Raw genomic sequence first — 19224 nt, 5'->3', positions numbered from 1 at the left:
TGAATTTCCCATGGGACTGGAAGAGAAGCTGCCGAGCGGCTTTCTGCTGACCACCGTCGAACAGGCTGCGGGCTGGGTGCGCAAGTCATCCGTCTTCCCGGCCACCTTCGGCCTGGCGTGCTGCGCCATCGAGATGATGACCACCGGAGCCGGCCGCTACGACCTCGCCCGCTTCGGCATGGAGGTCTTCCGCGGCTCCCCGCGCCAGGCCGACCTGATGATCGTGGCGGGACGGGTCAGCCAGAAGATGGCGCCGGTGCTCCGCCAGGTGTACGACCAGATGCCCGCCCCCAAGTGGGTCATCTCCATGGGCGTATGCGCCTCTTCGGGCGGAATGTTCAACAACTACGCGATCGTCCAGGGCGTCGACCACATCGTGCCGGTGGACATCTACCTGCCCGGGTGCCCGCCCCGCCCCGAAATGCTGCTGGACGCGATCCTCAAGCTCCACCAGAAGATCCAGGGCTCGAAGCTCGGCGTGAACCGGGAAGAGGCGGCGCGCGAGGCGGAGGAGGCGGCCCTCAAGGCCCTCCCCACCATCGAGATGAAGGGGCTCCTTCGGTGAGCGACGAACCGGCCGTGGAGAACGGCAATAACGTCCCTGCTCCCAGGGCCGCAGCCGGGCCCGAGGTGATCGGCGTCCGCAAGGGCATGTTCGGCACCCAGAACGGCGGCGACACCAGCGGCTACGGCGGCCTGGTCCGCACCGTGGCCCTGCCCGGCGCGAGCGCCCGTCCGTACGGCTCGTACTTCGACGAGGTCGTCGACGAGCTGGAGGGCGCCCTGGAGGAGCAGGACCTGCTCCCGGAGAACGCGATCGAGAAGGTCGTCGTCGACCGGGGGGAGCTGACCCTCCACATCGCCCGCGAACACCTCGCGCGGGTGGCCTCCACCCTGCGCGACGACGCGGCCCTGCGCTTCGAGCTGTGCACCGGCGTCTCGGGGGTGCACTTCCCGGAGGACAAGAGCCGCGAGCTGCACGCCGTCTACCACCTGCGCTCGCTCACCCACGGCCGGGTCGTCCGGCTGGAGGTGTCCGTCCCGGACGCCGACCCGCACCTTCCCTCGCTCGTCGCGGTCTACCCGACCAACGACTGGCACGAGCGCGAGGCGTACGACTTCTTCGGCCTGGTCTTCGACGGCCACCCGGCCCTCACCCGGATCATGATGCCGGACGACTGGCAGGGCTTCCCCCAGCGCAAGGACTACCCGCTCGGCGGCATCGCCGTCGAGTACAAGGGCGCCCAGATCCCGGCTCCCGACCAGCGGAGGTCGTACAGCTGATGTCCACTTCGAATCACGCCTCCCCCCGCGAGACGACCGAGGGCACCGTCTACACCGTCACCGGCGGCGACTGGGACGAGGTCGTCCAGTCCGCGGCCCGCGCTGACGACGAGCGCATCGTCGTCAACATGGGTCCGCAGCACCCCTCCACCCACGGAGTGCTCCGCCTGATCCTGGAGATCGACGGCGAGACGGTCACCGAGGCCCGCTGCGGAATCGGCTACCTGCACACCGGCATCGAGAAGAACCTCGAATTCCGGAACTGGACGCAGGGCACCACCTTCGTGACGCGCATGGACTACCTGACGCCGTTCTTCAACGAGACGGCGTACTGCCTCGGCGTGGAGAAGCTGCTCGGCATCACCGACCAGATCCCCGACCGCGCCACCGTCATCCGCGTCCTGCTGATGGAGCTCAACCGGATCTCCTCGCACCTGGTGTGCATCGCCACCGGCGGCATGGAGCTGGGCGCGACCACGATCATGATCTACGGGTTCCGGGACCGCGAGCTGATCCTCGACATCTTCGAGCTGATCACCGGCCTGCGCATGAACCACGCCTTCGTCCGCCCCGGCGGCCTCGCCCAGGACCTGCCCCCGGGCGCGGTCGACCAGCTGCGCGAGTTCATCAGGACCATGAAGAAGAACCTGCCGGAGTACGACAAGCTCGCCACCGGCAACCCCATCTTCAAGGCCCGCATGCAGGACGTCGGCTACCTCGACCTCACCGGCTGCATGGCGCTGGGCGCCACCGGCCCGATCCTGCGCTCCGCCGGCCTGCCGCACGACCTGCGCAAGGCGGAGCCGTACTGCGGCTACGAGGACTACGAGTTCGACGTCCCCACCACCGAGACCTGCGACTCCTACGGACGCTTCCTGGTCCGCCTGGAGGAGATGCGCCAGTCGCTGCGCATCGTCGAGCAGTGCCTGGACCGGCTGGAGCCGGGCCCGGTGATGGTCGCCGACAAGAAGATCGCCTGGCCGGCGCAGCTCGCCCTGGGCCCCGACGGCCTCGGCAACTCGCTCGACCACATCAAGAACATCATGGGCACCTCCATGGAGGCCCTCATCCACCACTTCAAGCTGGTGACCGAGGGCTTCCGGGTACCGGCCGGGCAGGCGTACGCGGCCGTCGAGTCCCCCAAGGGCGAACTGGGCGTCCACGTCGTCTCCGACGGCGGAACCCGCCCCTACCGGGTCCACTTCCGCGACCCGTCCTTCACCAACCTCCAGGCCATGGCCGCGATGTGCGAGGGCGGCCAGGTCGCCGACGTCATCGTCGCCGTCGCCTCCATCGACCCCGTGATGGGAGGCGTCGACCGATGACCGCCAATCCTGAAAGCCGGGGGGTCAGCTTGGGCATGCCGCAGCTTCCCGCCCCCGACTTCCCCGCCGAGGTGCGCGCCCGGCTCGAAGCGGACGCGAAGGAAGTCATCGCCCGCTACCCCGACAGCCGTTCCGCGCTGCTGCCGCTGCTGCACCTGACCCAGTCCGAGGAGGGCTACGTCTCGCGCACCGGCATCCGCTTCTGCGCCGAGGTGCTGGGCCTGACCACCGCCGAGGTCACCGCGGTCGCCACCTTCTACACGATGTACCGGCGCAGGCCCTCCGGGGACTACCAGGTCGGCGTCTGTACGAACACCCTGTGCGCGGTGATGGGCGGCGACGCCATCTTCGACGAGCTCAAGCAGCACCTGGGGGTCGGCAACAACGAGACCACCGCCGACGGCAAGGTGACGCTGGAGCACATCGAGTGCAACGCGGCCTGCGACTACGCCCCCGTGGTGATGGTCAACTGGGAGTTCTTCGACAACCAGACCCCCGAGTCCGCCAAGGCCCTGGTGGACGAACTGCTGGCGGGCCGCCCGGTCGAGCCGACCCGGGGCGCGCCGCTGTGCACGTACAAGGAGACCGCCCGGATCCTGGCGGGCTTCCCCGACGAGCGCGAGGGCGCGGTCGAGGCGAGCGGCGGGGCGGGCCCCGCCTCCCTGATCGGCCTGCGCATCGCCCGCGGCGAGTCCCCGCACGCCCCGATCGTCCACCCGCGCGGCGAGTCCCGCGGCGAGACGCGTGGCGAGACCACCGAGGGAGGGGAGTGATGTCGGTGTCATCCAAGGAAAGTCATGGGGGCACCTCCCGGCCGGAGGCTGGGGGAGGCACGAGCCCGGAGAAGCTCCTCTCGCCCGTCCTGTCGGCGTTCTGGGACGAGCCCGAGTCGTGGACGCTGGAGACCTACCGGCGTCACGAGGGCTACGAGGGCCTGCGCAAGGCGCTCGCGATGACCCCGGACGAGGTGATCGCCTACGTCAAGGACTCCGGACTGCGCGGACGCGGCGGCGCGGGCTTCCCCACCGGAATGAAGTGGCAGTTCATCCCGCAGGGCGACGGCAAGCCGCACTACCTCGTCGTGAACGCGGACGAGTCGGAGCCGGGAACCTGCAAGGACATCCCCCTCCTCTTCGCCAACCCGCACTCCCTCATCGAGGGAATGATCATCGCCTGTTACGCGATCCGGTCGGACCACGCCTTCATCTACCTGCGCGGCGAGACGGTCCCCGTGCTGCGGCGCCTGCACGAGGCCGTGCGCGAGGCGTACGCGGCCGGATACCTCGGCAAGGACATCGGCGGCAGCGGACGCGACCTCGACATCACGGTGCACGCGGGAGCGGGCGCGTACATCTGCGGCGAGGAGACGGCACTGCTCGACTCCCTCGAAGGCCGGCGCGGTCAGCCCCGGCTGCGTCCCCCCTTCCCTGCCGTCGAGGGGCTCTACGCGTGCCCCACTGTCGTCAACAACGTCGAATCCATCGCCTCGGTTCCCGCGATCCTCAACCGGGGCAAGGACTGGTTCAAGGCGATGGGGACGGAGAAGTCCCCCGGTTTCACGCTGTATTCGCTCTCCGGGCACGTCGTCGGCCCCGGCCAGTACGAGGCCCCCCTCGGCATCACCCTGCGCCAGCTCCTCGACATGAGCGGCGGCATGCGCCCCGGGCACCGGCTGAAGTTCTGGACCCCCGGCGGCTCCTCCACCCCCATGTTCACCGACGAGCACCTCGACGTCCCCCTGGACTACGAGGGCGTGGGCGCGGCCGGCTCCATGCTCGGCACCAAGGCCCTCCAGTGCTTCGACGAGACCACCTGCGTGGTGCGGGCCGTCACCCGCTGGACCGAGTTCTACGCCCACGAGTCCTGCGGCAAGTGCACCCCCTGCCGCGAGGGCACGTACTGGCTCGTCCAGCTGCTGCGCGACATCGAGGCCGGCAAGGGCGTCATGTCCGACCTCGACAAGCTGAACGACATCGCCGACAACATCAACGGCAAGTCCTTCTGCGCGCTCGGCGACGGCGCGGCCAGCCCCATCTTCTCCTCGCTGAAGTACTTCCGCGCGGAGTACGAGCAGCACATCACGGGCAAGGGCTGCCCCTTCGACCCCAGGAAGTCGACCCTCTGGGCTGACGGTCCGGCCAAGAACTCCGAGGTGAACGCATGACCGTCACCACCAACGCTCCCGCGGGTGGCGGCGAAGCCGCTGTGCCCCCGCAGGACCTGATCTCCCTGACCATCGACGGACTCGAACTGTCCGTCCCCAAGGGAACCCTCGTCATCCGCGCCGCAGAACAGCTCGGCATCGAGATCCCCCGGTTCTGCGACCACCCCCTCCTCTCCCCGGCCGGCGCCTGCCGCCAGTGCATCGTCGAGGTCGAGGGCCAGCGCAAGCCGATGGCCTCCTGCACCATCACCTGCACCGACGGCATGGTCGTCAAGACCCAGCTGACCTCCGAGGTCGCCGACAAGGCCCAGCGCGGGGTGATGGAGCTGCTGCTCATCAACCACCCGCTGGACTGCCCCGTCTGCGACAAGGGCGGCGAATGCCCGCTCCAGAACCAGGCGATGTCGCACGGGAACGCCGAATCGCGTTTCGAGGGCCACAAGCGGACGTACGAGAAGCCGGTCCCGATCTCCACGCAGGTGCTGCTGGACCGCGAGCGGTGCGTGCTGTGCGCGCGCTGCACCCGCTTCTCCAACGAGATCGCCGGCGACCCGATGATCGAGCTGCTCGAGCGCGGCGCGCTCCAGCAGGTCGGCACCGGCGAGGGCGACCCCTTCGAGTCGTACTTCTCCGGCAACACCATCCAGATCTGCCCCGTCGGCGCCCTCACCTCGGCCGCCTACCGGTTCCGCTCCCGCCCCTTCGACCTCGTCTCCTCCCCGAGCGTGTGCGAGCACTGCGCGGGCGGCTGCGCGACCCGGACCGACCACCGGCGCGGCAAGGTGCTGCGCCGCCTCGCCGCCGAGGACCCCGAGGTCAACGAGGAGTGGATCTGCGACAAGGGCCGCTTCGCGTTCCGTTACGCGCAGCGCCCCGACCGGCTGACCACCCCGCTGGTACGCGGCGCGGACGGGATCCTCGCCCCCGCCAGCTGGCCCGAGGCCCTGGAGGCCGCCGCGCAGGGGCTCGCCGCCGCGCGCGGCCGGGCCGGGGTGCTGACGGGCGGCCGGCTCACCGTCGAGGACGCCTACGCGTACGCCAAGTTCGCCCGGGTCGTGCTCGACACCAACGACATCGACTTCCGGGCCCGGGTGCACAGCGCGGAGGAGACCGAGTTCCTGGCCGCCTCCGTGGCCGGCACCGGCAAGGACCTCGACGGCACGGGCGTCACGTACACCTCCCTGGAGGCGGCCCCCACCGTCCTGCTCGCCGGCATCGAGGCCGAGGAGGAGGCCCCCGGGGTCTTCCTGCGGCTGCGCAAGGCCCACCGCAAGCACAAGCAGCGGACCTTCGCCCTCGCCCCCTTCGCCACCCGCGGCCTGACCAAGGCGGGCGGCACCCTGCTGGCCGCCGCCCCCGGCACCGAGCCCGAATGGCTGGCCGCGCTGGCCTCCCGTACGGGCCTGGAGGCCGGCGGCTCCGAGGCCGCCGAGGCGCTGCGCCGGCCCGGCGCGGTCATCGTGGTCGGGGAGCGCCTCGCCGGCGTGCCCGGCGCGCTGACCGCCGCCGTACGCACGGCCACCGCCACCGGGGCCCGCCTGGTGTGGATCCCGCGCCGGGCCGGGGAGCGGGCCGCCGTCGAGGCGGGCGCGCTGCCGTCCCTGCTGCCGGGCGGCCGCCCCGCCACCGACCCGCGGGCCCGCGCCGAGGTCGCCACCGCCTGGGGGCTGGACGAACTCCCGCACCGCTACGGCCGCGACACCGGACAGATCGTCGAGGCCGCCGCGACCGGGGAGCTGTCCGCCCTGCTGGTCGCGGGCGTCGAGGTCGCCGACCTGCCGGACCCGGCCCGCGCCAGGACCGCCCTCCAGGAGGCCTTCGTGGTCTCCCTGGAGCTGCGGCCCGGCGAGGTCACCGACCACGCGGACGTGGTCCTGCCGGTCGCCGCCGTCGCGGAGAAGTCCGGCACCTTCATCAACTGGGAGGGCAGGGTCCGGCCGTTCGAGGCCGCCCTCAAGCCCGACCAGATGACCCGCAGCCTCGCCCCCGCCGACGCCCGCGTGCTGCACATGCTGGCCGACGCCGCCGACCGGCCCCTCGCGCTGCCCGACGTACACGCCGTACGGCGGGAGCTGGAGCGGCTCGGCCCCTGGGAGGGGGAGCTGGCGGCCGAGCAGTCCACCGCCCCCGAGCCGCTGCCCCGCCCCGGCGCGGGCGAGGCGGTCCTCGCCGGCCACCGCCTGCTGCTGGACCTGGGCCGGCTCCAGGAGGGCGACGAGGCCCTGGCCGGGACCCGGCACGAGGCCAGTGCCCGCCTCTCGGCCGCCACCGCCGCCGAGACCGGCGTCAAGGACGGCGACGTCCTCGCCGTCACCGGCCCGGCCGGCCGTTTGGAACTCCCGCTGCGGATCACCGAGATGCCCGACCGGGTGGTGTGGCTCCCGCTGAACTCCACCGGCTCCGGTGTCCTCGCCGACACCGGCGCCCGCCCCGGAACCCTCGTACGGATCGGCCCGGCGACCCCGGCCGGCGCCGCCGGCGACACCACTGCGGAGGTGGACGCGTGAACGCCGCACACGGTGACCTCGTACAACTGGCCGCAGAGGACCTGAGCCTGTTCGGCAAGGACGTCTGGTGGCTCGTCCTCATCAAGGCGGTGTTCTGCTTCGCCTTCCTGATGGTGACCGTGCTCTTCTCCATCGTGTGGGAGCGCAAGGTCGTCGCCTGGATGCAGCTGCGCATCGGCCCCAACCGGCACGGACCCTGGGGCATGCTCCAGTCGCTCGCCGACGGCATCAAGCTGATGCTGAAGGAAGACGTCATCGTCAAGCGGGCCGACAAGGTGGTGTACGTCCTGGCCCCGATCATCGCGGCGATCCCGGCCTTCATGGCCATCGCGGTGATCCCCTTCGGCCCCTCGGGCAACGAGGTGTCCATCTTCGGCCAGCGCACCACGATGCAGCTGACCGACCTGCCGATCGCGATGCTCTACGTCCTCGCGGTCGCCTCGGTCGGCATCTACGGCATCGTCCTCGCCGGCTGGTCCTCCGGCTCCACCTACCCGCTGCTCGGCGGCCTGCGCTCCTGCGCGCAGATGATCTCGTACGAGATCGCGATGGGCGCGGCCTTCGCCTCGGTGTTCCTCTACTCCGGGTCGATGTCGACCTCGGCGATCGTGGAGGCGCAGGCGGACCGCTGGTACATCGTGCTGCTGCCGGTGTCCTTCATCATCTACGTCATCACGATGGTCGGCGAGACGAACCGCGCCCCCTTCGACATGCCGGAGTCCGAGGGCGACCTGGTCGGCGGCTTCAACACCGAGTACTCCTCCATCAAGTTCGCGCTGTTCATGCTGGCCGAGTACGTCAACATGGTCACCGTCTCGGCGGTGTCGGTCACCCTCTTCCTGGGCGGCTGGCGGGCCCCGGCGCCGATCTCCACGTACTGGGAGGGCGCGAACCACGGCTGGTGGCCGATGCTCTGGTTCGTCATCAAGGTCCAGCTGCTGCTGTTCTTCTTCATCTGGCTGCGCGGCACGCTCCCGCGCGTGCGCTACGACCAGCTGATGAAGCTCGGCTGGAAGGTCCTGATCCCGGTCTCCGTGGTCTGGCTGATGCTGGTCGCCACCGTGCGGGCGCTGCGCAACGAGCGCTACGACTTCAGCGAGATCGTCCTGTACGTCGGGGGCGCGGTCATCGCGATCCTGCTGATCTCCTCCGTGGCGGACCACTTCCGCGACAGGCGGGAGAAGGCCGCCGCCCACGAGGCCGGGAAGGCCGCCGCGGCCGAGCCCTTCGACCCGATGGCGGGCGGTTTCCCCGTACCGCCCAAGCCCGGCCAGCACCTGGCACCCGTACCGCGCCGACGTCCCCGCGGTGAGCGGGAGCTGATTGTCAGTGGCGGGGCGAATACTGACAGTGACCGAGAGGAGGGTGCTGACCATGTCTGACGCTGAGAGCGAGAAGTGGCAGAACCCGGTGGCCGGCTTCGGCGTGACCTTCAAGGCCATGTTCAAGAAGCGGCTCACCGAGCAGTACCCGGAGCAGCAGAAGACCACCGCTCCGCGCTTCCACGGACGGCACCAGCTCAACCGCCACCCCGACGGTCTGGAGAAGTGCATCGGGTGCGAGCTGTGCGCCTGGGCCTGTCCCGCCGACGCGATCTACGTGGAGGGCGCGGACAACACCGAGGAGGAGCGCTACTCCCCGGGCGAGCGGTACGGGCGGGTCTACCAGATCAACTACGCCCGCTGCATCCTGTGCGGGCTGTGCATCGAGGCCTGCCCGACCCGGGCGCTGACGATGACGAACGAGTTCGAACTGGCCGACTCCAGCCGGGAGTCCCTGATCTACACCAAGGAGCAGCTCCTCGCCGGGCTGACCGAGGGCATGGTCGAGACCCCGCACTCCATCTTCCCGGGCACCGACGAGCAGGACTACTACCGCGGACTGGTGACGGGCGCGGCCCCGGGCACGGTCCGGCAGGTGGCGGTGTCGCAGGGGGAGACGGCCGAGGGCGAGAGCGCCGCTGCGGAGAACGGCAAGACCGAGGAGGTCGGGGCATGAGCGCCATCGCCGCGGCCGCCACCTCGACCTCCACCGGTGAGGCCGTGCAGTTCTGGGTGCTCGGCACGGTCGCCGTCATCGGCGCGCTGTGCACGATCCTGATGAAGAAGGCCGTGCACAGCGCCCTGTGCCTGGCCGGGACGATGATCATCCTGGCGGTCTTCTACCTGGCCAACGGGGCGTACTTCCTGGGCGTGGTCCAGGTCGTCGTCTACACCGGCGCCATCATGATGCTCTTCCTCTTCGTGGTCATGCTCGTCGGCGTCACGGCGGCGGACTCGCTGAAGGAAACCCTCAAGGGGCAGCGCTGGCTGGCCGCCCTGTGCGGGCTCGGCTTCGGCGTCCTGCTGATCGCCGGCATCGGCAACGCGGGCCTCACCCACTTCAACGGGCTCGGCCGGGTCAACTCCGCCGGGCACGTCGAGGGCCTCGCCGAACTGATCTTCACCAAGTACGTCTTCGCCTTCGAGATCACCGGCGCCCTGCTCATCACGGCGGCCGTCGGCGCGATGGTGCTCACCCACCGCGAGCGCACCGAGCGGGCCGCCACCCAGCGCGAGCTCGCCGAGAAGCGCGTACGCGAGGGCGTGCAGCTCCCGCCGCTGCCGGCCCCCGGCGTCTACGCCCGGCACAACGCGGTGGACATCGCCGGCCTGCTGCCGGACGGCACCCCGTCCGAGCTGACCGTGAACAAGACGCTGCGCGCCCGCGGCCAGATCCGCGACGTGTCCGGCCAGGCCATGGACGACCTCAAGGCGCTGGAGCAGCGTTCCGCGGAGCGCCTCGGCCGTGAGGAGGCCTCGAAGTGAATCCGGTCAACTACCTGTACCTGGCCGCCCTGCTGTTCACCATCGGCGCGGCCGGCGTACTCATCCGGAAGAACGCGATCGTGCTGTTCATGTGCGTCGAGCTGATGCTCAACGCCTGCAACCTCGCGTTCGTGGCCTTCTCCCGGATGCACGGCAACCTCGACGGCCAGATCATCGCGTTCTTCACGATGGTCGTCGCCGCCGCGGAGGTCGTGGTGGGCCTCGCGATCATCGTGTCGCTGTTCCGTACCCGCCACTCGGCCTCGGTCGACGACGCCAGCCTGATGAAGCTGTAAGGGGCGTTCACAGTGGAGAATCTGATTGCGCTGCTGGTGGCGGCGCCCCTGCTCGGAGCGGCGGTGCTGCTGTGCGGCGGCCGGCGCCTCGACAAGGCCGGCCACTGGATCGGCACGCTGCTCGCGGCCGTCTCCTTCGGCATCGGCGTCGTGCTGTTCGCCGACATGCTGGGGCGCGGGCCCGAAGACCGGGCCCTGCACCAGAGGCTGTTCAGCTGGGTGCCCGTCGAGGGCTTCCAGGCGGACATCGCCTTCCAGCTGGACCAGCTGTCGATGACCTTCGTCCTGCTGATCTCCGGGGTGGGCACGCTCATCCACGTGTACTCGATCGGGTACATGGAGCACGACGAGCGCCGCCGCCGCTTCTTCGGCTACCTCAACCTGTTCGTCGCGGCGATGCTGCTGCTCGTCCTCGCCGACAACTACCTGCTGCTGTACTTCGGCTGGGAGGGCGTCGGCCTCGCCTCGTACCTCCTGATCGGCTTCTGGCAGCACAAGCCCAGCGCGGCCACCGCCGCGAAGAAGGCCTTCCTGGTCAACCGGGTCGGCGACATGGGCCTGTCGATCGCCATCATGCTGATGTTCACCACCTTCGGCTCCTTCACCTTCGCGGCGGTGCTCGGCACCGCCGGGAACGTTTCCGAGGGCAAGCTGACGGCGATCGGCCTGATGCTGCTGCTGGCCGCCTGCGGCAAGTCGGCGCAGGTCCCGCTCCAGTCCTGGCTCGGGGACGCGATGGAGGGCCCGACCCCGGTCTCGGCCCTGATCCACGCGGCCACCATGGTCACCGCAGGCGTGTACCTGATCGTCCGCTCGGCCGCGGTCTTCAACGGGGCGCCGGACGCGCAGCTCGCGGTCACCGTCGTCGGCGCGGTCACGCTCCTCTTCGGTGCGATCGTCGGTTGCGCGAAGGACGACATCAAGAAGGCCCTCGCCGGGTCGACGATGTCGCAGATCGGCTACATGATCCTCGCCGCCGGCCTCGGCCCCATCGGGTACGTCTTCGCGATCATGCACCTGGTGACGCACGGCTTCTTCAAGGCCGGCCTCTTCCTCGGCGCCGGCTCCGTGATGCACGGGATGAACGACGAGGTGGACATGCGCAAGTACGGCGCCCTGCGCCGCTACATGCCGGTCACCTTCGTCACCTTCGGCCTCGGCTACCTGGCCATCATCGGCTTCCCCGGCCTGTCCGGCTTCTTCTCCAAGGACAAGATCATCGAGGCGGCCTTCGCGAAGGGCGGCACCGAGGGCTGGATCCTGGGCGGAGTGGCCCTGCTGGGCGCCGCGATCACCGCCTTCTACATGACCCGCGTCATGCTCCTCACCTTCTTCGGCGAGAAGCGCTGGCAGCCGGACGCCGATGGCAACGCCCCGCACCCGCACGAGTCCCCGAAGTCCATGACCATCCCGATGATCGTGCTGGCCTTCGGCTCGGTCTTCGCGGGCGGCCTCTTCGGGATCGGCGACCGCTTCCTGAAGTGGCTGGAGCCCGTCACCGGCCACCAGCACGGGCACCCGCCCGTCAGCGCCCTGACCGTCACCCTGTCCACGATGGTGGTCCTCCTCATCGGTGTCGCCACCGCCTGGGCGATGTACGGCCGCAGGCCCGTCCCGGTCACCGCCCCGCGCGGCAGCTGGGTCACCCGGGCGGCCCGGCGGGACCTGCTCCAGGACGACTTCAACCACGTCGTGCTGGTGCGCGGCGGAGAGCACCTGACCCGCTCGCTCGTGTACCTCGACCACAGCCTGGTCGACGGAGTGGTCAACGGCACGGCCGCCTCGGTCGGCGGACTCTCGGGCCGGCTGCGCAAGCTGCAGAACGGCTACGCCCGCAGCTACGCGGTCTCGATGTTCGGGGGCACGGCGATCCTGATCGCCGCGACCCTGCTGATGAGGGCGGTGTGAAATGAGTTTCCCGCTTCTGACGGTGACGGCGCTCGTGCCCGCGGTCGGCGCGATCCTGACGGCGGCCGTCCCGGCCGCCCGCAGGACCGCCGCCAAATGGCTCGCGCTGCTGTTCTCCCTGGCCACGCTGGCCCTGGCCGTACTGGTCGCGGTCCGCTTCGAGCCCGGTGGCGACCGCTACCAGCTCACCGAGTCCCACGCCTGGATCGCCGACTTCGGCGTCCGCTACGAACTGGGCGTGGACGGCATCGGGGTGGCGCTGATCGCGCTCACCGCGCTGCTGATCCCCTTCGTGATCGGGGCCGGCTGGCACGACGCCGACCCCCTGGAGACGTCCTCGTCCCGCTGGCGGCCGACGCAGGGCTTCTTCGCCCTGATCCTGCTGGTCGAGGCGATGGTGGTGATCTCCTTCGAGGCCACCGACGTCTTCCTCTTCTACATCTTCTTCGAAGCCATGCTCATCCCGATGTACTTCCTCATCGGCGGCTTCGGGGACCGGGCGCACGCCGGGTCCGACGAGAACGCGGCCGCGCAGCGCTCGTACGCGGCGGTCAAGTTCCTCCTCTACAACCTGGCCGGCGGCCTGATCATGCTGGCCGCCGTCATCGGGCTGTACGTGGTCGCCGGGAACTTCTCCCTCCAGGAGATCACCGCAGCCCGCGCCGCGGGCACCCTCGACATGGCGACCAACACCGAGCGGCTGCTCTTCCTCGGCTTCTTCTTCGCCTTCGCGGTGAAGGCCCCGCTGTGGCCGCTGCACACCTGGCTGCCCAACGCGATGGGCGAGGCCACCGCCCCGGTCGCCGTACTGATCACGGCGATCGTCGACAAGGTCGGCACCTTCGCGATGCTCCGCTTCTGCCTCGGGCTCTTCCCCGAGGCCAGCAAGTGGGCCACCCCGGTGATCCTCGTCCTGGCCCTGATCAGCATCGTCTACGGCGCACTGCTCGCGGTCGGCCAGCGGGACATCAAGCGGCTGGTCGCCTACGCCTCGATCTCGCACTTCGGCTTCATCATCCTGGGCATCTTCGCGATGACCTCCCAGGGCCAGTCGGGCGCGACGCTGTACATGGTCAACCACGGGATCTCCACGGCGGCGCTGATGCTGGTCGCCGGCTTCCTGATCTCCCGGCGCGGCTCCCGGCTCATCGCCGACTACGGCGGCGTGCAGAAGGTGGCCCCGGTCCTCGCCGGCACCTTCCTGATCGGCGGCCTCGCCACCCTGTCCCTGCCGGGCCTCGCCCCCTTCGTCAGCGAGTTCCTGGTCCTGGTCGGCACCTTCGCCCGGTACCCGGTCGTCGGCATCATCGCCACCATCGGGATCGTGCTGGCCGCGCTGTACACGCTGGTGCTCTACCAGCGCACCATGACCGGCCCCGTGAAGGAGGAGGTCCGCACCATGCCGGACCTGCGCGCACGGGAGCTGCTGGTGATCGCCCCGCTGATCGCCCTGCTGATCGGGCTGGGCGTCTACCCGAAGGTGCTGACGGACATCGTCAACCCGGCGGTGAAGCACACCATGTCGGACGTGAAGCAGACCGACCCGAACGCCGAGCTGTCCATCCAGAACCTGGAGGCGGCCAAGTGAATGCTGCCCAGAACCTGCTGACCCTGGCGGCCAACACACCGGCCGACCGCATCCCGGCCCCGCACATCGAGTACGCACAGCTCGCGCCCACGCTGATCGTGGTGGGCGCGGCCGTCCTCGGAGTCCTCGTCGAGGCCTTCGTCCCGCGCAAGTCCCGCTACTACGTCCAGGTGTTCCTCGCCGTCGCCGCGCTCGCCTCGGCCTTCGCGGCGGTCGTCGGCCTCGCGGCCGGCGGGTACGGGAGCACCAAGGCGCACATCGCGGCCATGGGCGCCATCGCGGTGGACGGCCCGGCGCTGTTCCTCCAGGGCACCATCCTGCTGGCCTCGATCGTGGCCGTGTTCACCTTCGCCGAGCGGCGCCTGGACCCGAAGGCGCACGGCAACCGGGTGGACTCCTTCGCCGCCCAGGCCGCGTCCGTGCCGGGCAGCGACAGCGAGAAGGCCGCCGTCAAGGCCGGTTTCACCACCACCGAGGTGTTCCCGCTGGCCCTGTTCGCGGTCTCCGGCATGCTGATCTTCCCGGCCGCCAACGACCTGCTGACGCTGTTCATCGCGCTGGAGGTCTTCTCCCTCCCGCTGTACCTGCTCTGCGCCCTCGCCCGCCGCCAGCGGCTGATCTCGCAGGAGGCGGCGGTCAAGTACTTCCTGCTGGGCGCCTTCTCCTCCGCCTTCCTCCTCTTCGGCATCGCGCTGCTCTACGGGTACGCGGGCTCGGTCTCCTACGCGGTGATCGCCGACGTGGTGGACGGCACGGTCGCCCGGATCGACCCGGCGCTGGCCTCCACCATGGGCAATGACGCGCTGCTGCTCATCGGCGGCGCGCTGATCCTGATGGGCCTGCTGTTCAAGGTCGGCGCCGTCCCCTTCCACATGTGGACCCCGGACGTCTACCAGGGCGCCCCGACCCCCGTCACCGGCTTCATGGCGGCGGCGACCAAGGTGGCCGCCTTCGGCGCGCTGCTGCGGCTGCTGTACGTGGTCCTGCCCGGGCTGCGCTGGGACTGGCGGCCGGTGATGTGGGGCGTCGCGATCGTCACGATGCTCGCGGGCGCGGTGATCGCCGTGACCCAGACCGACGTGAAGCGGCTGCTGGCGTACTCCTCGATCGCGCACGCCGGCTTCATCCTGGCCGGTGTGATCGCCACCTCGGAGGAGGGCGTCAAGGCCGTCCTCTTCTACCTCGGCGCCTACTCCTTCGTGACGATCGGCGCCTTCGCGGTGGTCACGCTGGTGCGCGACGCGGGCGGCGAGGCGACGCACCTGTCGAAGTGGGCGGGCCTGGGGCGGCGTTCGCCGCTCACCGCGGCCGTCTTCGCGGTGTTCCTGCTGGCCTTCGCCGGCATCCCGCTGACCTCCGGCTTTACCGGCAAGTTCGCGGTGTTCAAGGCGGCGGCGGAGGGCGGCGCCGGGGCGCTGGTGGTCGTCGGTGTCGTCTCGTCGGCGATCGCCGCGTTCTTCTACATCCGGGTGATCGTGCTGATGTTCTTCAGCGAGCCGAAGGCCGACGGCCCGACGGTGGCCGTCCCCTCGCCGCTGACGATGACCACCATCGCGGTGGGCGTCGCGGTCACCCTGGTCCTGGGCCTGGCCCCGCAGTACTTCCTGGACCTGGCGGGACAGGCCAGTACCTTCGTGCGCTGACCGCACCGCTCGCCGTACGCGCCGGGGCCCGGCTCCCTCAGGGGGGCCGGGCCCTGGTGCGTGCCGGTCTAACCGTGGTCGTGGGCCGGGGCGGCGGGGGTGGCCGGGGTGGCCGGGGTGGCGGCGGTCTTGGGACAGGTCAGGGCCGTGTTCCAGTTGTGGAAGCGGCCCGCCGGGTTGTCCTTGTACGCCCACATGTGCAGGTCGTAGTGCTTGGGCATGCCGGCCCAGTGGCCGGGCATCGGCCCGTCGAAGGGCAGGCCGAACATCGTCGGCCGGTCGTCCTTGGTCTTCAGGTCCTGGTCCCCGTCACTGACCATCCACTCCACGGCCTGGAGCTTGCGCCGGCCGTGCTCGTCGGTCTCCGCGCTGTAGACGAGCGCGGTCGGCTTGCTCGGGTCGGTCGAGCCCCAGTACGCGTCCTTGACGTAGTGGAAGCCCATGGAGCCGGTACCGAACGGGTTGTTCATGCACTCGCCGTGCTTCACGTACCCGTCCTTGACCGCCTGCCGCTCGTCCACGTACTTGGCGGTCACCGCGATCGCCGTGGCCATGTCGCGCATCGCCCGTGGGTTGCGCGGGTCGGGCGCGGGCCCTTCCACCGCCAGGGCCGGGGGCAGGGCGGCCAGGAATACGGACGCGCCGGCGACGGAACAGGCGAACAGGGCCTTGACGCTGCGGGATACGGGCATGGGAGCTCCTGGTGCTCGGGGGTCCCGGAGGGGCTTTCGTCCACCATCCCGGGGCGGTGGGAGCCGTGCACGCGGCAGGCCTCCAAACGGGGGCCTAGGGTGCGTCGGCGGTGGCGGGAGCGACGGCGGGGGCGACGGAGGGCGCGGTGGCGGGCGCGGGCGGGCGCGGCCTGGTGGTGCCGGGGCGGCAGACGACCGCCGGGTTGAAGGGCTCGAAGCGCCCGGACGGGTTGTGCTTCCACAGCCACAGGTGCAGCGAGTAGTGGACCTGCTGGCCCTTGTACCGGGCGGGCAGCGGGCCGCGGAAGGGCTGCCCGAAGAGGGAGGGACGGTCGTCGTCGGTGTCGACCCGGCCGTCGCGGTCCACGACCATCCATTCGAGGCCGGCCAGCCGCCAGCGGCCCGCCCCGTCGCCCTCGTAGAGCAGGGCCGTGGGCTTCTTCGGGTCGGTGGAGCCGTCGTAGGCGTGGTTGAAGTGCGGGTAGCCCAGGGCCCCGCCGCCTCCCTCCGGGTTGACGACGCAGTACTGGTCGGGGACGTACCCGGCGGCGACGGCCGTCCGGTGCTGGTGGTACTTGGCGGTCGCCCGGTAGGCGACGGCCAGTTGCGCGGTGGGCGTGGCCACCGGTGCGGCGGGGGCGGCGCCGAGGGTGAGGGTGGCCGTGGCCGCGAGGGCCACGGGGGCGAGTTTTGCGGAACGTGATGCCATGTCAGCAGCCTCACCTCGCCGCCCGGGCCCCGCCACTCGGGCGGCGCGGGCGGCGTACCCGCACCCCGCCGCCCGAGTGGCGGACCGGCCCGTTAGCGGGACCCGACGATGCGGCCGGTGACCTCGCCGAGGCCGACGCGGGTGCCGTCGGCGCCGGGGGCCCAGGCGGTGAGGGTGACCGTGTCGCCGTCCTCCAGGAAGGTGCGCTTGCCGTCGGCGAGCTCGATGGCGTCGCGGCCGTTCCAGGTCAGCTCCAGCAGGGAGCCGCGCTGGTCGACCTCGGGGCCGCTGACGGTGCCGGAGCCGTACACGTCGCCCGTGCGCAGCGAGGCGCCGTTGACGGTCATGTGGGCCAGCTGCTGGGCGGCGGTCCAGTACATCGAGGCGAACGGCGGCCGGGCGACCTCCTGCCCGTTGATGGAGACGGTGATGCGCAGGTCGAAGCCGCCGGGGCGGTCGCCGTCGGCGTCGTCCAGGTAGGGCAGGAGCGGGAAGTCCCGGGCCGGCGGGGCGACGCGGGCCGCGTCCAGTGCCTCCAGGGGGGTCACCCAGGCGGAGACGGAGGTGGCGAAGGACTTGCCGAGGAAGGGGCCGAGCGGCACGTACTCCCAGGCCTGGATGTCGCGCGCGGACCAGTCGTTGAGGAGGAACAGCCCGAAGACGTGCTCCTCGAAGTCGCCGAGCGCCACCGGACGGCCCAGCTCCGAGGGGGTGCCGACGACGAAGCCGACCTCGGCCTCGATGTCGAGCTTGACGGACGGCCCGAAGACGGGCGCCGGGTCGGTCGGTGCCTTGCGCTGCCCGGAGGGCCGTACGACGTCCGTCCCGGAGACCATGATGGTTCCCGACCGGCCGTGGTAACCGATGGGCAGGTGCTTCCAGTTGGGGGTGAGCGCGTCCCCGTCCGGGCGGAAGATCTGGCCGACGTTGGTGGCGTGGTGCTCGCTGGCGTAGAAGTCGACGTAGTCCGCGACCTCGTACGGCAGGTGCAGGGTGACGGCGTCGAGCGGGAGCAGGTGCGGCTCGACCGTCCCGCGGTGGCCGGGGTCGGTGACCCAGGCGGTCAGCGCGCGGCGCACGTCGCGCCAGGCGGTGCGGCCGGCGGCCATCAGCGGGTTGAGCGACCCCTGGGCGAGCAGCCCGGCGTACGGGGACCCGAGCGCGACGGCCACGGCCCCCGCGTCGAGCACGTACCCGCCGATCCGCACGCCGACCCGGCGGCGATCCGGCTCGGCCGGGGTGGAGAAGACGCCGTAGGGGAGGTTGTGCGGCCCGAACGGGTCGCCCTCGGGAACATCGAGGGGGCTCTGCTGGGGCATGGGGTGCTGCCTCGCTTTCGACGCGGTCCGGGGGTGTCCCGGGAGCTGGTTGACACGGTACGTGGCTGGTGGGGTCTGTGGGAGGCCGGATTAGGGCGCGATTTGTAAGACTTGTCCAAAGGGGTCCGTATCCTTGGCGCCGTGACTTCCGCCCTCCCCTATGCCTTGATCGCCACCGACCTGGACGGGACTCTGCTGCGCGCCGGTGACACCGTCTCCGCCCGCTCGTGCGCGGCGCTCGCGACGGCGCGCGCCGCCGGCGCCCGGCACATCGTCGTCACCGGGCGCCCGGTGCCACAGATCCGGCACGTCCTGGACGACCTCGGCTACACGGGGCTCGCGGTGTGCGGGCAGGGAGCACAGGTGTACGACGCGGCGCGCGGGCTCCTGCTGCACTCCGTCGCCATGGACCGGGGGCTGGCCGAGGTGGCCCTCGGCAAGATCGAGGCGGAGATCGGCGAGGTCTACGTGGCCGTCAACCAGGAGGGGGTGGACGCGGAGATGCTGATAGGGCCCGGCTACCGGATGCCGCACCCGCACCTGCCGACGGTGCGCGTGCGCAGGCGGGGCGAGCTGTGGTCGGCGCCGATCAACAAGGTGCTGCTCCAGCACCCGCTGCTGGACGACGACGAGCTGACGCGGGTGGCGCGGTCGGTGGTCGGCGACCTGGTCAACGTCACGATGGCGGGGGAGCACACGGTGGAACTCCAGCCGCCGGGCGTCGACAAGGCCAGTGGGCTCGAGCGGGCGGCGTCGGTGCTGGGGCTTCCGGCGGCGTCGACGATCGCCTTCGGCGACATGCCCAACGACGTCCCGATGTTCGCGTGGGCCGCCCACGGGGTGGCGATGGCCAACGCCCACCGCGAGCTGGTGGCCGTCGCCGACGAGGTGACCCTGTCGAACGAGGCGGACGGCATCGCGGTGGTCCTGGAGCGGCTGTTCGCGTAGCGCCCCGGGTTCCCGCTGCGCGGAGCCGTCCCCT

General features: G+C 70.8%; 17 protein-coding genes. 14 read left to right on the top strand and 3 right to left on the bottom strand.

Annotated features, from left to right (window positions below; translation table 11 throughout):
- Positions 1-10: 10 nt before the first annotated feature.
- Genes OOK34_RS08770 through nuoN form a run of 13 tightly spaced genes read left to right on the top strand, consistent with a single transcriptional unit; the run spans position 11 to position 15522 of the window.
- Positions 11-565 (top strand): NADH-quinone oxidoreductase subunit B family protein, encoded by a 555-nt coding sequence (locus OOK34_RS08770; protein ID WP_123079911.1) that lies wholly within the window; start codon positions 11-13, stop codon positions 563-565.
- Positions 562-1284 carry an NADH-quinone oxidoreductase subunit C gene (locus OOK34_RS08765; protein ID WP_267033291.1) on the top strand — a complete coding sequence of 241 codons (723 nt, stop codon included), beginning with the start codon at positions 562-564 and terminating at the stop codon, positions 1282-1284. Before OOK34_RS08770 ends, OOK34_RS08765 begins: the two co-directional genes overlap by 4 nt.
- Positions 1284-2609, top strand: a complete 1326-nt coding sequence (locus OOK34_RS08760; protein WP_267033290.1) for an NADH-quinone oxidoreductase subunit D — start codon at positions 1284-1286, stop codon at positions 2607-2609. Before OOK34_RS08765 ends, OOK34_RS08760 begins: the two co-directional genes overlap by 1 nt.
- Complete coding sequence (gene nuoE, locus OOK34_RS08755) at positions 2606-3382, top strand: NADH-quinone oxidoreductase subunit NuoE (protein WP_267033289.1); 777 nt, start codon at positions 2606-2608, stop codon at positions 3380-3382. Before OOK34_RS08760 ends, nuoE begins: the two co-directional genes overlap by 4 nt.
- Positions 3382-4773: an NADH-quinone oxidoreductase subunit NuoF gene (gene nuoF / locus OOK34_RS08750; RefSeq protein WP_267033288.1), complete on the top strand. Its 1392-nt coding sequence runs from the start codon at positions 3382-3384 to the stop codon at positions 4771-4773. Before nuoE ends, nuoF begins: the two co-directional genes overlap by 1 nt.
- Positions 4770-7280 (top strand): NADH-quinone oxidoreductase subunit G, encoded by a 2511-nt coding sequence (locus tag OOK34_RS08745; protein WP_267033287.1) that lies wholly within the window; start codon positions 4770-4772, stop codon positions 7278-7280. The genes nuoF and OOK34_RS08745 overlap by 4 nt, the downstream gene beginning before the upstream one ends.
- Positions 7277-8662: an NADH-quinone oxidoreductase subunit NuoH gene (gene nuoH, locus OOK34_RS08740; RefSeq protein ID WP_267033286.1), complete on the top strand. Its 1386-nt coding sequence runs from the start codon at positions 7277-7279 to the stop codon at positions 8660-8662. Before OOK34_RS08745 ends, nuoH begins: the two co-directional genes overlap by 4 nt.
- The gene (gene nuoI, locus OOK34_RS08735; RefSeq protein WP_267033285.1) at positions 8655-9278 is read left to right on the top strand and encodes an NADH-quinone oxidoreductase subunit NuoI; all 624 of its coding nucleotides are present in this window, start codon (positions 8655-8657) and stop codon (positions 9276-9278) included. Before nuoH ends, nuoI begins: the two co-directional genes overlap by 8 nt.
- Positions 9275-10087: an NADH-quinone oxidoreductase subunit J gene (locus tag OOK34_RS08730; RefSeq protein ID WP_267033284.1), complete on the top strand. Its 813-nt coding sequence runs from the start codon at positions 9275-9277 to the stop codon at positions 10085-10087. The genes nuoI and OOK34_RS08730 overlap by 4 nt, the downstream gene beginning before the upstream one ends.
- Positions 10084-10383, top strand: a complete 300-nt coding sequence (nuoK, locus tag OOK34_RS08725; RefSeq protein WP_030864698.1) for an NADH-quinone oxidoreductase subunit NuoK — start codon at positions 10084-10086, stop codon at positions 10381-10383. The genes OOK34_RS08730 and nuoK overlap by 4 nt, the downstream gene beginning before the upstream one ends.
- A gap of 12 nt (positions 10384-10395) precedes the next feature.
- Entirely contained in the window at positions 10396-12291 is a 1896-nt protein-coding gene (gene nuoL / locus OOK34_RS08720) for an NADH-quinone oxidoreductase subunit L (protein ID WP_267033283.1), read from the top strand.
- A 1-nt stretch (position 12292) separates the two neighbouring features.
- Entirely contained in the window at positions 12293-13879 is a 1587-nt protein-coding gene (locus OOK34_RS08715) for an NADH-quinone oxidoreductase subunit M (protein ID WP_267033282.1), read from the top strand.
- Positions 13876-15522, top strand: a complete 1647-nt coding sequence (gene nuoN, locus OOK34_RS08710; protein ID WP_267033281.1) for an NADH-quinone oxidoreductase subunit NuoN — start codon at positions 13876-13878, stop codon at positions 15520-15522. The genes OOK34_RS08715 and nuoN overlap by 4 nt, the downstream gene beginning before the upstream one ends.
- Before the next feature lie 68 nt (positions 15523-15590).
- Here nuoN and OOK34_RS08705 read toward each other — a convergent pair whose 3' ends face one another.
- The 3 genes from OOK34_RS08705 to fahA all read right to left on the bottom strand — a co-directional run bounded on the left by OOK34_RS08705 (position 15591) and on the right by fahA (position 18242).
- Positions 15591-16214 (bottom strand): hypothetical protein, encoded by a 624-nt coding sequence (locus tag OOK34_RS08705; protein ID WP_267033280.1) that lies wholly within the window; start codon positions 16212-16214, stop codon positions 15591-15593.
- Between the two features lie 94 nt (positions 16215-16308).
- Positions 16309-16923 carry a hypothetical protein gene (locus OOK34_RS08700; protein ID WP_267033279.1) on the bottom strand — a complete coding sequence of 205 codons (615 nt, stop codon included), beginning with the start codon at positions 16921-16923 and terminating at the stop codon, positions 16309-16311.
- Between the two features lie 92 nt (positions 16924-17015).
- Entirely contained in the window at positions 17016-18242 is a 1227-nt protein-coding gene (fahA, locus tag OOK34_RS08695) for a fumarylacetoacetase (protein WP_267033278.1), read from the bottom strand.
- Positions 18243-18383: 141 nt separating this feature from the next.
- Here fahA and OOK34_RS08690 point away from each other — a divergent pair, with 141 nt between their 5' ends.
- Positions 18384-19190 (top strand): HAD family hydrolase, encoded by an 807-nt coding sequence (locus OOK34_RS08690; RefSeq protein ID WP_267033277.1) that lies wholly within the window; start codon positions 18384-18386, stop codon positions 19188-19190.
- Positions 19191-19224 lie beyond the last annotated feature (34 nt).

The sequence above is a fragment of the Streptomyces sp. NBC_00091 genome (assembly GCF_026343185.1).
Taxonomy (GTDB): Bacteria; Actinomycetota; Actinomycetes; order Streptomycetales; family Streptomycetaceae; genus Streptomyces.
The sequence above is the reverse complement of the archived record's forward strand: the minus strand, read 5'-3'. Positions and strand labels throughout refer to the sequence as shown.